Source organism: Streptomyces sp. NPDC001843, from assembly GCF_042891955.1.
Classification (GTDB): domain Bacteria; phylum Actinomycetota; class Actinomycetes; order Streptomycetales; family Streptomycetaceae; genus Streptomyces.
The window spans coordinates 1-14,236 of record NZ_JBIATQ010000017.1; the positions used below are offsets into that span (position 1 = coordinate 1).

General features: G+C 69.5%; 10 protein-coding genes and 1 pseudogene. 8 read left to right on the forward strand and 3 right to left on the reverse strand.

Annotated elements, in window-relative coordinates; genetic code table 11:
• Positions 1-282: 282 nt before the first annotated feature.
• Both ACFYZQ_RS33495 and ACFYZQ_RS33500 read right to left on the reverse strand, forming a co-directional pair.
• Positions 283-449, reverse strand: a pseudogene (locus ACFYZQ_RS33495) (IS5/IS1182 family transposase); the annotation flags it as partial.
• A 349-nt stretch (positions 450-798) separates the two neighbouring features.
• A complete protein-coding gene (locus ACFYZQ_RS33500; protein WP_389156061.1) occupies positions 799-1,056 on the reverse strand; it encodes a hypothetical protein in 258 nt (85 codons plus the stop codon).
• A 205-nt stretch (positions 1,057-1,261) separates the two neighbouring features.
• On the opposite strand from ACFYZQ_RS33500, the gene ACFYZQ_RS33505 reads away from it, so the two are divergent.
• Positions 1,262-2,941, forward strand: coding sequence for a cellulose binding domain-containing protein (locus ACFYZQ_RS33505; protein ID WP_389156064.1), 1,680 nt, complete (start codon positions 1,262-1,264; stop codon positions 2,939-2,941).
• A 292-nt stretch (positions 2,942-3,233) separates the two neighbouring features.
• Here ACFYZQ_RS33505 and ACFYZQ_RS33510 read toward each other — a convergent pair whose 3' ends face one another.
• Positions 3,234-5,789: a SpoIIE family protein phosphatase gene (locus ACFYZQ_RS33510; protein WP_389156067.1), complete on the reverse strand. Its 2,556-nt coding sequence runs from the start codon at positions 5,787-5,789 to the stop codon at positions 3,234-3,236.
• A gap of 418 nt (positions 5,790-6,207) precedes the next feature.
• Here ACFYZQ_RS33510 and ACFYZQ_RS33515 point away from each other — a divergent pair, with 418 nt between their 5' ends.
• From ACFYZQ_RS33515 to ACFYZQ_RS33545, 7 genes are all read left to right on the forward strand, one after another.
• On the forward strand, positions 6,208-7,068 hold the full coding sequence (locus ACFYZQ_RS33515) for a class II fructose-bisphosphate aldolase (RefSeq protein WP_389156070.1): 861 nt from the start codon (positions 6,208-6,210) through the stop codon (positions 7,066-7,068).
• Between the two features lie 3 nt (positions 7,069-7,071).
• Positions 7,072-7,875 carry an HAD-IA family hydrolase gene (locus ACFYZQ_RS33520; RefSeq protein WP_389156073.1) on the forward strand — a complete coding sequence of 268 codons (804 nt, stop codon included), beginning with the start codon at positions 7,072-7,074 and terminating at the stop codon, positions 7,873-7,875.
• Positions 7,876-7,922: 47 nt separating this feature from the next.
• The gene (gene dhaL, locus ACFYZQ_RS33525) at positions 7,923-8,600 is read left to right on the forward strand and encodes a dihydroxyacetone kinase subunit DhaL (RefSeq protein ID WP_389156076.1); all 678 of its coding nucleotides are present in this window, start codon (positions 7,923-7,925) and stop codon (positions 8,598-8,600) included.
• Positions 8,597-9,592 (forward strand): dihydroxyacetone kinase subunit DhaK, encoded by a 996-nt coding sequence (gene dhaK, locus ACFYZQ_RS33530; RefSeq protein WP_389156079.1) that lies wholly within the window; start codon positions 8,597-8,599, stop codon positions 9,590-9,592. Before dhaL ends, dhaK begins: the two co-directional genes overlap by 4 nt.
• Before the next feature lie 578 nt (positions 9,593-10,170).
• Complete coding sequence (locus tag ACFYZQ_RS33535) at positions 10,171-11,313, forward strand: globin domain-containing protein (RefSeq protein WP_389156080.1); 1,143 nt, start codon at positions 10,171-10,173, stop codon at positions 11,311-11,313.
• Positions 11,314-11,481: 168 nt separating this feature from the next.
• Entirely contained in the window at positions 11,482-12,636 is a 1,155-nt protein-coding gene (locus ACFYZQ_RS33540; protein ID WP_389156082.1) for a nitric oxide synthase oxygenase, read from the forward strand.
• A 370-nt stretch (positions 12,637-13,006) separates the two neighbouring features.
• On the forward strand, positions 13,007-14,227 hold the full coding sequence (locus ACFYZQ_RS33545) for a metallophosphoesterase (protein ID WP_389156085.1): 1,221 nt from the start codon (positions 13,007-13,009) through the stop codon (positions 14,225-14,227).
• The last annotated feature ends 9 nt before the right edge of the window (positions 14,228-14,236 follow it).

Sequence of the window (14,236 nt, forward strand, 5' to 3'; positions counted from 1 at the left end):
AGCGGTGCACCTCGTCAATCGTGACGTCCCCACCCATGCACAGTCCAACGAGAGTCCGGACCGCCGGTCACGGCAACTGCGGCTGCAGTACTAACTCGATGCCAGGCATGAACGGGGCCCCGGAGATCGTCATAGCCCAACTGTGCTGGACCTACTCACCCCAAGGCCACCGGATATCCGCTCTGGAAGCGCTGCCCGCTCACCCGTGGGGCCAGATCAGCTTCGTACGCGGTGGAGCCACTTCCCATCCGCGCAGTGGAGCCCAAACAAGTGCTTACGAACAGGCAACTGCTGCCACGTGCAGCCCGACGCGGCCACGAACACGATCGCGGCCAGCACCTCAAGGGCACCATGCCGGCGGTGGCCACCGCCCTGAGTCCGCGAAGGCGCCTCCGGCGCCACCCACCGGAAAAACTCCCGCATTCGTCCGGCACCAGCCGCTCAACGATCCCACCACGACCCACAGCCTGCCGAGGCAGCCAAAGGAGATGACCTCTAAGGCATCCAGGCACGCCTGCGAGCCGCCCAGGTACTCGCGGTCCAACGGGTGCTCGCCCGGACGACTGGCAGAAGATCACCGACGTCGAACCGCCCACGACGTCCACCCCGAGGCCGCAGCCCACGCCGGCCAAGCATTCAACCAACCGCGGTGACGAGAGGCACTTCCAGCCGAAGAGGCTCCGCAACCTGGTGCACGCGTTACGTACGCCGGGGGCGTGTCCACCGCCCTGGTTCCATAGCGATCACCGCTACTGCACGTGATGTGCGCTTGTCGGGGACCAGACGGACGCCAGTGCGTCAGGAGCCGGTCTTCTCCGCGATCCACCGTTCCAGCGCCGCCTGATCCTCCAGGGAGGCGTGCTTTACCGCGTAGCCGCGGACGACGTCGTAGAGGCGGCCCTGGAGCTCACCGTACTCGTCGAAGCGGGCGAGGACGGCTCGGGAGAACTCGCCGATGGAGACGTCGTCCTGCTCGCCGGCCTTCGCGGCAGCTTCATGGAAAGCAGCGACCACGAGCAGGTGTGCCGTAGCTTCGTCGTCAGGGCTCGCGTACACGGCGGACTCTCTACCCCAAATTACGAGGGGCGACCCCTGTGGCCCCATGCCATGTGCCGACGCACAGCGGTCCGGGGGGCGACCGAGCCGTGTATTGGGAGCGCTCCCACTTATTGTTACAGCGATGGCTGGTGGTGTCGTGAACGACTTGTTCCGACGTTCCTGCACGGGGGTGACCAGGTGCGGTTCCGGTCGCATCATTGGCATGAGCCCGACCGGTGTGCGCGGGGACCGCGAGGTCGGGCCAGTCGACGTGCCGGGCATCGGGTCCGGCATTCAGGAGGTCACCGTGATCAACGCTCCTCTCGCACGACGCGCCGGCCGGCGATTACTCATCACAGGGGTGTTCGGCCTACTGCTGCTCGCCTCTTCGTTCCTCTACGGCCTGTGTTCCCCATCCGTCGCCGCGTCGGCGTCCGCCGCATCGGCCGGCCGCGCCGCCTCCGCGGACCCGGCGGGCCACACCGGCAACGCCACGCACTTCGACAGCCTCGGATCGCCGTACGGCGGGTGCGGGGTGCCGCAAACGGCTCTTGAGTCACAGAACTACGTGGCGCTCAACGTGTGGAACACACCGGGCGACTACACCGGGCAGCCCACCCCGCGTCCCATCCCGTCCAGTGACGCCGACAGCATGGGACTGTTCGACAACGGCCACAACTGCGGCCGCTGGGTGCGGGTGACGATCGGCGACTACTGCACCGGCACCAACGACGGCGCGGCGGGCCAGGCGTTCTGCCGGAACGGAAACTGGACGTCGGACAAGTACAACGGCGCGAGCCTGGACATGCTGGTCGCCGACAGCTGCGGCGACACCAACGCATGGTGCCGGGACGACCCGTATCACCTGGACCTGGTCACGCACTCGCTGAACGCATACGAACTCAGTGGCCGGCCTGTGGCGGACATGTACCCCAACCACTGGAACAACCGGCACATCTCCTGGTCGTTCATCTCGGCGCCCGACTATTCCGGCGACATCTCGATCGGCTTCGTCAAGAACGCGGCGACGTGGTGGCCCACCATCGACGTCACACACCTGCCCAACGGCATCCACGGCGTGGAGTACTACGACGGCAGAGCATGGGTGGCGGCCGACATGATCAGCGACCTGGGACAGCAGTACAAGATCGGCCCGAACTCCTCGAGTGGATCGAGCTACACCATCCGGGTCCGTGACGTGGACGGCAAGCTCGTCCAGGGCGGACGGACGTACACCTTCGCCATGCCGAGCTCCTGCTCCTCCGGATGTGCGCAGACGTACACCGGCGTCAGCTACACCACCGGTGGAAGCGGCGGCAGCGGGTCGCTGGACCCGCCGGCGAGTCTCACGGTGACCGGCACCACCAGCAGCAGTGTCTCGCTGTCCTGGAGCGCCTCGCCCGGTGCCGTCGGCTACGTCGTCTACCGCGACGGGCGGCAGGTGGGTGACACCACCGGCACGTCCTTCACCGACAGCGGCCTGTCCGCCTCGACCTCCTACACCTACACCGTCAAGGCCCACGACAGCTCAGGAGGCACATCGGCCGCCTCGGACGGCGCTTTGGCGACCACTCGCAGCTCGACCGGCGGCGGGGGGAGTTCCGGCTGCACCGTCACCACCAAGCTGGTCAACTCCTGGCCCGGTGGTTTCACCGCCGAGGTGACGGTCACCAACACCGGCACCTCCACCAGTAGCCGATGGCAGGTCGGCTGGACCTGGCCCGGCGACCAGAAGGTGACGACCGCCTGGAGCACCAAGCTGACGCAGTCGGGTTCCGCGGTCGCGGCCTCGAACGTCGACTACAACAGCGCCATCCCGCCGTCCGGCAGCACGACGTTCGGCTTCAACGCCACTGGAGCCTCCTCCGGCCTGCCCGGCAACCCGGTCTGCACACTCAGCTGACCGGCGCGAGCGGAGGAAGGAAGGCGGGCGCGTGGAATCGGCGCGCACGGGCTGCGGCAGCACGACGAGGCCGTCCGGGCGGAGAGCCCGGCCCCGTGCGCGTCATGGAAGCGTCCGTTCGCGGTACAGCGCCAGTCCCTAGTCACCGCGCCGTGCCTGAAAGGTGCTGGAACAAGCATCTGCGCAGGTCAAGATATCGATGGTCACGTAGGCGCAGGTCAGCGCCACGAGGTGGACGACCTCATCACGGAGGTGTCCAGCACCATCAGGAACTGGGCCGTGCCCAGCACGATCAGAGCTCGCCAGTGCGCCACGGAGCGGGAAGTTCTTGCTCGGTCCAGATGCACTTGCCGTCATGGAGATAGCGGGCACCCCAGCGCCGGGAGAGGGCGGCCACCAACTGCAAGCCGCGGCCGCCTTCGTCGGTGTGAGTGGCGCGGCGGATGCGGGGCGTGGTGAGGCTGCCGTCGTAGACCTCGCAGACCAGCGAGGCGCTGCGCAGCAGACGCAGGCGGATGGGGCCCTTGCCGTGCCGGATGACGTTGCCGACCAGCTCGCTGACTATCAGCTCGGTGGTCATCACGCAGTCGTCCAGATCCCAAACGGCGAGCTGTTTGCGCACGTACTCGCGTGCTTGCCCGGCCGCACACGGATGCTCCGGCAGGCTCCAGGAGGCGATGTCCTCGGGAGCGGTCGACCGTGTGTGAGCCATCAGGAGCGCTGTGTCGTCGTTGGTCTGTTCGGCGTCGGGCAGCATGGCCGAGACGACGAGGTCACACAGGCGGTCGAGACGCCGCTCAGCGACGTCGTGGCGTTGTCGGCCTCTTTCGGCCGTGAAGTACGAGGTACGAGCCACTGCGCGAGCCAGGGTCTGCTGGAGTTGGACCAAGCCCTGGTCGATGTCTCGCGTGGCGGATTCGACCAGACCGTCGGTATAGAAGACGAGAATGCTCTCCTCAGGCAGGCGCAGCTCGTGGATGGTGAACGGGGGCACCGCTGCGCCCAGCGGCGGGTCGGCCGTCGGCTCGGGGCAACGCACCGTGCCGTCGGGATGGACCACGACCGGCGGCGGGTGGCCGGCCAGGGAGAACGAGCATGTACGGGTGGCGGGGTCGAAAATGGCGTACAGGCATGTGATGTAGCAGTCCTCGCCGAGGTCGCTCGTCAGCTCGTTGAGGTGGTAGAGCAGTTCGTCCGGAGCCATTTCCAGGTCGGCGAGGGTGCGTACGGCGGTGCGCAGGCGGCCCATGGTGGCGGCTTCGGTGATGCCGTGCCCCATGACGTCGCCGATCACCATGGCGACGCGCTCGGCGGACAGCGGAATCACGTCATACCAGTCGCCGCCCACCTTCTCCCCCTTGCTGGCGGGCAGATACCGGGCCGCGGCACGGACAGCGGGCAGACGGGGCAGCGCCCTGGGCAGCAAGCCACGCTGGAGCTCCTGGGCACGCGCGTGCTCCACGTCGTAGAGGCGGGCCCGCTCCAGGGACTGGGCGAGCAATCCGCTCAGCGCCAGGATCAGGTTTCGCTCCTCGTCACTGAAGGAACGCGGTCGGGCGAACGATATGACACAGCTGCCGATAGGACGCCCAGAAGCAATCAGAGGCGCGAACACCCAGGCGTTCTTCGGCGAAGCGTCTGCGAGGAATTTCGCCTTCGGGTAGAGCCGGAGATACTCGGCCTGCGACTCGATGAAGCGGGGTGTGCCCGTGCGGAGCACGTCGGCAACCGCGGGGCTGGCGGCCAGCGGGGTGAGTCGTGTGCCGACCACGTCTATGAAGCTCTGCGGGTAACCGACGCAGCCGATCAGGCCCAGTTGGTCATTGTCGAGCGCCTGTACCAGCAGGCCGTCGGCGCCCAGAGCGGGCAGGACACGCTCCTCGACGACCCGCACCACGTCCGCGGCGGTGACGGCTTTGGCCATTGCGGCGGTGACCTCGCTCATCCGGACGGGTCGTTCGGCCGCGCCTGTCCTGCCCGTGTCGACGGCCGTGCTCCTGGAGACGTCCACCAGAGGCCCGGTGACGTCGACGAAGTGGATCGCCAGACCGCTGTCCCGCGAAGCGGGCACCAGCCGCACCTGGTGCAACCGCTGATCGGCCGACGAGTGGGAGAGGAAAGTGACCGGCCGACCTTCCGCGGCCATCCGCCGGCACTGGCCTTCCAGACGGGACAGGCGGTCAGCCGGACCGTCCCACAGGGAAGTGCCCACCAGTGGCGTGCACCCGTCGCCGAGCAGGTCTTCGGCCTCTGCGTTGGCGAAGGTGATCCGCCAGTCGTCACCGACCGTGAGCAATCCCTCTCGCATGCCATGCATCGCGGCGAGAGGGGAGCCGAGCACGTCGCGGAAACCAGGGGACCCGGGCACGGCGTCGGACGAGCTATCCCGGGCAGTCGCCACTCCCGGCGGGCCGCCACCGGAAACACCGGCCGTGGGCCCTACGGCCGATGTGTCCGTGCCGGGCGGCGTGCTGGGGAAGGTCTCCAGGCGCTCGGCCGCCCATACCGCAAGTGCCCGGAGGAGAGAGCGCTGCGCCAGGTCCGGTTCCCCCGGCCCCTCCTTGAGAACGGACAGCGCCCCGATCGGCCCGTCGGCACCAGGCAGCGGCACCGCAGCCGTACCAAGAGCCTCGGTGAATGTGCCATCCCCAGTCGTCCACACATACGCATCGCTGCGCACCGCACGCGCGGGTGCCGCCGGCTCGTCCAGCCCCAGATCCGCCCACGCCTCGAAACAGGGAGCCGCAAGCCCGCTCACGGCCACCAGTCGCAACCGGCCGGCACTACGCCAGTGCGCCAGAGCGCCAAGACCGTCCACGCACGCCTTCGCCTGCTGCAGGGCCAGCATCAACGTCTTCGACCTCGACAACTCTCCGTCCGGTGCCCCCCACGCACACCGTCCCAAGAGCTCCGCGGATGCGGCGCCGCCCCTGGGCTCGCCACTTCTAGAGGGCATCTTGCCTCCTGCTTGCCGCGGGTCCTGGCCACCCTCCGGACCTGCGCCGACTTTCTGCATACCGCGGGCGACCCGGCTGCGTCGCGGAACATAAACAGACTAATGGCGTTATCAGGCATTTCATCCGCTTCTGTGGAGAGTGATCTCGCGGGCTTCAGCCTCGACAGCACGTCGACCTACGCGAAACGTGTCACCGAGACGCCCCCTCCCTCCCGATCAGGCCGTCGACGACGGCGCGCTTGCGGTGACAAGTGGCGGGGCCCGGAGCGCGGGCGTGAAATGGAGAGGGGCGGAAAACGTGGAGGCCCCCGTGGGTGTGACACCGCTGACCGAGATACTCTCCGCGCCCTTCGACGAGCGCTACGCCGTACCGGCTATCAACGTGTTCAACGACCTCACGCTGGAGGCCGTGCTGGCGGCCGCGGTGGAGAACGCGTCGCCTCTGATAGTGCAGACCTCCGTGAAGACGGTCAGGTCCATCGGCAGCGACGTGCTCTACGCCATGTGGACCGCGATGACCGCCGGCATCGAGGTGCCCGTCACCCTGCACCTCGACCATTGTCCGGAACGCGAGGTCATCACCGAGTGCCTGCGACGCGGATGGAACTCGGTGCTCTTCGACGCGTCCACGCTGCCGGTCGAGGAGAACAAGCGGCAAACCGTCGAGGTCGTCGCGGAAGCCCGCGCGTACGGGGCCGCGGTCGAGGGCGAGATCGAGTCGATCACCGGCGTGGAGGACGGCATCGGTACCGACAGCGCCGCCGAGCGGCAGGACCTCGCGGTCGCGCTGGACTTCCTGCGGACCACCCAGGTCGACGTCTTCGCACCGGCGATCGGGAACGCACACGGATCGTACAAGCAGGCGCCGGTGCTGGACGCCCAGCGCGTGTCCGACATCGTGGCGGCCCATCCGGTGCCGATCGCGCTGCACGGCGGCAGCGGACTGTCCGACGAGCAGTTCCACGACCTCATATCCCGGGGATGCGCGAAGGTCAACATCTCCACCGCTCTCAAAGAGACGTACATGAAGTCGAACCTGGCCTTTCTCGAAACGGCCGCCGAGCGGCAGAAGTGGGACCCACCGTCGCTCTTCCGGGCCGTCCGTCAGGACGTCATCGAGTTGGCGGGTTCCCTGATGCGGCTCTTCGGCAGCGCCGGGCGGGCGGGCTGAGCCATGCCCGCCCTCGTCTTCGACTGCGACGGCGTCCTCGCCGACACCGAACGCGACGGACACCTGCGCGCGTTCAACCAGACCTTCGAGGAGTTCGGCCTGCCCGTGCGGTGGAGCGACGCGGAGTACGCGGAGAAGGTGAAGGTCGGCGGCGGCAAGGAGCGGATGCGGACACTGCTGACCCCAGACTTCGTCGCCGCGGCCGGTCTGCCCACCGACCCGGACGCACTGGATGAGCAGGTCGCCCACTGGCACCGGCGCAAGACGGAGATCTACACCGGGATCATCCGCGGCGGAGACATCCCGCCCAGGCCCGGTGTGCGGCGGGTCGCGCAGGAGGCCCACGAGGCCGGGTGGACGCTCGCGGTCGCCTCCACCTCCGCGGAGGCGTCAGTCCGCAGCGTGCTCGAACTCGCCATGGGGCCGGAGCTGAGCCCCCACTTCAGCGTGTTCGCCGGGGACGTGGTCCAGCGCAAGAAGCCGGCCCCGGACATCTACGCCTTCGCCGTCGACCGGCTCGGCCTCGATCCGAAGCGGGCCGTCGCGATCGAGGACAGCCGCAACGGCATGCTGTCCGCGCTCGGCGCCGGGCTGGTGTGCGCCGTCACGACCAGCGCCTACACCGGAGAGGAGGACTTCACCGGGGCCTCACTGGTGGTCACCTCGCTCGGCGATCCGGCACCGGAGGAGACCCGCGCCCGGGTACTCAGCGATCCGCTCGGCACCCGCCCCGGGCCCTGGGTGGTCCTCGCGGACCTGGCCGCCCTGCTCACCGCGTACGGAGGCCCGGGCCCCCGTACGGACTGATGCCGTCGAAGTCCATGTCGGTCCATGTCGTCGAAACCAGGAGAACCATGTCATCGCCATCGACACCCACCGGTGACCTCGCTTTCGTCGTCCGGACCATGGCGCGGACCGCGGTGGACAACGAAAAGGCGTTCGGCGACCTCGACGCCGTCGCAGGTGACGGGGACTTCGGCTACTCGCTCGCCCGCGGATTCGAGATCGTGCTCGCCGACTGGGACACCCTCGTGTCCGACTCGCCGTCCGAATTCCTGAAGAAGGTCGCCCTGGTGGTCTCCAAGCGCGTCGGCGGCACGTCGGGGCCGCTCTGGGGCACCGCCCTGCTGCGGGCGTCCGGGGCCGTGAAGGACCGGCCGGAGCTGTCTGCCACCGACGCGGTCGCGATGCTGCGGGCCGCGGCCGAAGGCATCAAGGTGCGCGGCAGGTCCGACCTCGGTGACAAGACGCTGCTGGACGCGCTGGTACCGATGACCGATGCCCTGGAACGGCGGTTGGCCGAGAGCGGACCGGGGCCCGAGGCGGCGGAACTCGCCCGGCTGGCCGCCGTGACGGCCCGCACCGCGGCCGACGCGACGACATCCATGCAGGCCCGACGAGGCCGGCAGAGCTACACGGGTGAGCGCAGCATCGGTTCGCCGGACCCCGGCGCGGTGGCCGTGGCGGTCATGGCGGAGCGCATCGCCGACGAGTGGGACACACCCGACCGACGCGAAGGAGCGACGCGATGAAGAAGTTCGTCAACGACCCGCAGAACTATGTCGCGCAGATGCTGGAGGGGCTGGCCCTGGCCAACCCGGACACACTGAAGTACGTCCCCGAGTACAACCTGATCATGCGTGCCGACGCCCCGCGGGAGAACAAGGTCTCCATCGTCCAGGGCTCCGGATCCGGTCACGAGCCGGCGCATGTGATGACCGTGGGCAGGGGAATGCTCGACGCGGCCTGTCCGGGCGACGTGTTCGCCGCGCCGCCGGCCGACTCGGTCTACGAGACCGTCAAGCTGGTCGCCTCCCCGAAGGGCGTTCTGCTGCTGGTCAACAACTACACCGGGGACCGGATGGCCTTCGAGATGGCCGAGGAGCTGTCCCAGGCCGACGGGCTGAACGTCCGTACCCTCTTCATCGATGACGACGTGGCCGTGCAGGACTCCACGTACACCGTCGGCCGACGCGGAGTGGCAGGCAACTTCTTCGTGATGAAGGCGGTCGGCGCGGCCGCCGAACAGGGGGCGGATCTGGACGAGGTCCACAGGATAGGCGAGAAGGTCAACTCCGTCACCCGTTCCATGGGCATGGCACTGACCGCCTGCACACCGCCGGCGAAGGGCTCCCCGCTCTTCGACCTGCCGGACGACGCGGTCGAGATGGGCGTGGGCATCCACGGCGAGCCGGGCCGGAAGCGGGAGAAACTCCAGTCGGCGGACGCGATGGTGAGCGAGCTCGTCAGCGCGGTCGTGGACGACCTGCCGTACTCCTCGGGGGACCACGTCGCACTGATGGTCAACGGCCTCGGCGGCACACCGGTCGGCGAGCTGTATCTCGTGTACGGCCGGGCCCACCGACAGCTGGCCGAGCGAGGCATCGAGATCGACCGCAGTTACGTGGGCGAATACTGCACCTCGCTCGACATGGCCGGTGTCTCCATCACCCTGGTCCGCCTGGACGACGAGATCTCCGAACTCCTCACCGCCCCCGCCGAAATCCCTATCCGCGTCTTCTGACGGGCGCGGAACGGCGGCGCCCTCCTCCACGGGGGTTCGCCGGAACGATCCGGGTTCTCTGCGTGCCCCCGCGGCCGTCGGCGCGCAGGATGTCGTCGCGCTCGACAGATGTGCATGTTTCTTGTGAACCGTGTGCCGATGCAGTGGCGTTTTACCTGCCTCCTGTGCACCGTGTGCTGGTGTAGTGGCGTGTTGGTCGGTGGCCTGAAACCGACCCCCGACTTGCCAGAAATCTCCCTGCACGGGCGATCAAACAGACTTTGTGTGTACATGCGTAAACCGAGGGCGAGGAAGACGGACGGCAGTGGCAGCGGGCGACAGCCACCGCCCATGAACCCGGGGCACACCCGCCAACGGCGTTGCTGCCGCCGCTCGCCACGGAACGGTCAGGACGTGAGGACGATCGCTGAAGTGAGTGGCGCCCGGTGATATTCACCCGTGGGTCGCGAGGAGACAAAGGACGCCGGGCCACAGCGGATGACGCAGCGCAAACAACGGTGCCCCCATCCGCGCTCTCGCCCCCGGCGCCGAGCCCACTGCCGGACATCGTGCCGCTGACGGCGGAGGAAATCGCCCTGATGCGCGCGAGTGTGGCCGTCGTCGGCCCGTACGCCGCGGATATGACGGTGTATTTCTACGCCGTTCTGTTCACACGCCACCCCGAGGTGCGCGGGCTCTTCCCGGACAACCTGGACGTCCAGCGCGACCGGTTGCTGCGCGGGCTGCTGCGGATCGTCGACCTCGTCGACGACCCGGAAAACCTGATCCGGTTCTGCGGTCGGCTCGGTCGCGACCACCGCAAGTTCGGGACGCTGGACGGCCACTATCCCGCGGTGGGCGAGTGCCTGCTCGCGTCCCTGGCCCGCTACGCCGGTCCGGCGTGGAGCCCGGAGATGGCCGCCGCATGGACGCACGGATACGGAGTCGTCGCGCAGGTGATGACACACGCCGCGGGGGAGGACGCCCGCATGGCACCCGCGGTGTGGGAGGCGGAGATCATCCATCACCTGCAGCGCGGCCATGGCATCGCGGAGATCACCGTGCGGCCCGACGCGCCCTACCCGTACACGGCAGGCCAGTACGCGAGCGTGGAGACCCCCTGGCAGCCCAAGGCGTGGCGCTACTACTCGCCCGCCCACGCGCCGCGACCGGACAACACCGTGACCTTCCATGTGCGTGCGGTCGCCCAGGGGCAGGTCAGCCAGAGCCTGGTCTACAGAGCCAAGCCCGGGGACGTCGTGCGGCTCGGCCCCACCCAGGGCGACATGACGCTCGACCCGCGCAGCGACCGGGACCTGGTGTGCGTGGCCGGCGGAACCGGCATGGCCCCCATCAAAGCCCTGGTCGAGGACGCGGCCCGCACCGGGACGGAGCGCTACGTCGACGTCTTCGTCGGCGCGCGGACCGCCGAGGAGCTCTACGGACTGGACGACATGCTCAGGATGTCCCAGCGGCACCACTGGCTCTCTGTGCGGGCAGCGGTGTCGCACGAACGTATCGCGGGGCTGGAGGGCAGCCTGCCACGGGTGCTGAACGAGTTCGGGCCGTGGTACCGGCACGAGGCGTTCCTCTCCGGGCCGGTGGACATGGTCACGCAGGCCAGCGCCACCCTGGCCCGGCAGGGTATCCCGCAGGAGCGGATCCACTTCGACCCCTTCGACGTGCCCGCCCTCGAGGCCGCGTTGCTGCCCCGGCAGTTGCGCGAACCGCCCGAGGACTGAGCCTCCGGCCCGATCCGGCCGACCCGGCCCCGGCGCGCGGCCACCCGCTCGCCACGCCCGCCCGCCGGACTCGGCTTCGCCCCTTCCGCTCCCGGCCGAGCGGCCACCGGACCACCGCCGGTGTGCCGGACCCGTGTGAGCACCAGACCCCGAGCAGGAGAGAATCCGGTGCGACTCCCCTTTTCATCCGACCCGGCTCGGCGCCGCCCGTCGGCGCACGAGGCCGTCCTGGCGGCCGCCGAGGTGTTCATCCGCCAGTACGCCGACGAGAACCCGGGCGGCGGCGATCCGCGCCGGCGGCTCGCGGAGGTCACCGCGGAGGTGGAGCGCTTCGGTACGTACGTGCACACCCCCGCGGAGTTGGCCTTCGGCGCGCGGGTGGCCTGGCGCAACTCGGCGCGCTGTATAGGCCGGCTCTACTGGAACAACCTGATCGTGCGGGACCTGCGGCACGTCACACATCCCGACGACATCGCCAGGGAGTGCTTCGAGCATCTGCGGATCGCGACCAACGGAGGCCGTATCCGGCCCGTGATCAGCGTGTTCGCCCCCGATCGCCCCGGCCGTCCCGCCGCAACGCTGCTGGGCGAGCAGTTGGTGCGCTACGCGGACGACCCGCGCAGCGCCCACCGGGTGGCGCTGGCCAGGGACTTGGGCTGGAAGGGCGGCGAAACACCCTTCGAGGTACTGCCGCTGCTGGTGCAGCCCGGTTCCGGCCTGACTCCGGCGTTCTACGAGGTGCCCGAGGACGCCGTGCTGGAGGTGCCGTTGACGCATCCGCGCCATCCCGGATTCGCCGGCCTCGGCCTGCGCTGGTACGCGGTGCCGGCCGTCAGCGACATGTCGCTGGAGATCGGTGGGGTCACGTACCCGGCCGCGCCCTTCAACGGCTGGTACATGGGCACCGAGATCGGCTCGCGCAACCTCGCCGACACCGACCGCTACAACCAGCTGCCCGCCGTCGCCGAGCTGTTCGGTCTCGACACGCGCGACGAGCGCACCCTGTGGCGGGACCGCGCTCTGGTCGAGCTCAACCTGGCGGTCCTGCACTCCTTCGAGCGGGCGCGGGTGACCATGGCCGACCACCACACGGAGTCGCGGCGGTTCCTCGCGCACGTCGAGCGCGAGGAACGGCACGGGCGCCCGGTGCCGACGGACTGGAGCTGGATCGTCCCACCCCTGTCCGGCGGGGCGACCGCGGTGTTCCACCGCTACTACGCCCCCGAGGACCCCGACCTGCGGCCGGCATTCGTGCATCGGACCGGGGCGTGGCCGGTGACAAGCCAGGCGCGGCGGGACTGTCCCCTGCACTCGGCCCAGTAGCGAAGCAGGCGGTTCCCCGGTGCGCCACAGGCTCCACCTAGCCGAGTCGGCCCGGGACGTCGGCGGGCACAGTTCGGGCAGCGACTACCGCGCGACCGTGGAACTCCCGGGTCGAGCGCCGGCCGGTCGGGCTCTCGTCAGGTACTTCCGTCTGCACCCAGGCTGCCGGCCGGCAGCCTCCGCCCCACGCCCGTCGTTCGCTGCGAGGCCGCCGGTCGGCACTGTCGGTGGGAGGTGACCTGCGGTGGAGTCCTGACGACCCGCCGAGAACCCTTCGCCCCAAGGGGCCCGGCCCTTGAAGGCCGATCCCCCGGCCCGAGGGCGACCGGATACAGTGCGCGAGACAGCAGCCCGGTCCGGGAGGGAAAGCGTGACCGACACCAGCGACACCCGTCCCGCCGAGGGTCGAGCGCGAGCGCCGCGGCAGAGCCGGCTGCACCGCCTGATGCGCTACATCCCCCTGATCGCCCCCGTCCTGCTGTGGGCCGTGCCCTGCTGGGTGCTCCTGTACGGCGGCCAGCACTGGCCGATGACCGTCACGCTGGTCGGTACCGCCCTGTTCGTCCTCGGCCTCATCGGCATGCCGTTCGCCATGACGCGCGGTCACGGCCGGCGCCAGCAGGACCGGGCCGCGATCATCGGTGACACCCTGCTGGGCACCAGCTGGGTCCTGTTCACCTGGTCCGTCCTGCTCGGGGTCCTCTTGCGGCTCGCCCTGGCCGTGGCCGGCGTCGGCGATAGCCAGGACCGGGCCCGAATCGTCACCTGGGCCGTCCTCGGCGTAACCGCCGTACTGCTCGCCTGGGGGTACGCCGAAGCCCGCCGCGTACCCCGCGTGCGCCGACTCGACGTGCAACTGCCGCGACTGGGCGTCGGGTTGGACGGCCTCCGCGTCGTCCTCATCACCGACACCCACTACGGACCGCTCGATCGTGCCCGCTGGTCGGAGCGGGTGTGCGAGACGGTGAACACCCTGGAAGCCGACCTGGTCTGCCACACCGGTGACATCGCGGACGGCACGGCCGAACGCCGCCGCGCCCAGGCCGCCCCCCTCGGTACCGTGCGGGCCACCCGGGCCCGGGTGTACGTCACCGGCAACCACGAGTACTACAGCGAGGCCCAGGGCTGGGTCGACCTGATGGACGAGCTGGGCTGGGAGCCGCTGCGCAACCGCCATCTGCTGCTCGAACGCGGCGGCGACACCCTCGTGGTCGCCGGCGTGGACGACGTCACCGCCGAGTCCTCGGGCCTGGCAGGCCACCGCGCCCATCTCGCCGGAGCCTTGCACGGCGCCGGCCCCGACCTGCCCGTCCTGCTCCTGGCACACCAGCCCAAGTTCGTCGACCGGGCGGCAGCCGCCGGCATCGACCTCCAGCTCTCCGGTCACACCCACGGCGGTCAGATCTGGCCCTTCCACCACCTGGTCCGCATCGACCAGCCCGCCCTCGCCGGCCTCAGCCACCACGGCACCCGCACCCTCCTCTACACCAGCCGTGGCACCGGCTTCTGGGGGCCGCCGTTCCGCGTCTTCGCCCCCAGCGAGATCACCCTGCTCGTGCTCCGCTCCCCGCAGCTGCCCACCTCGCCGTAGCACGGGGCG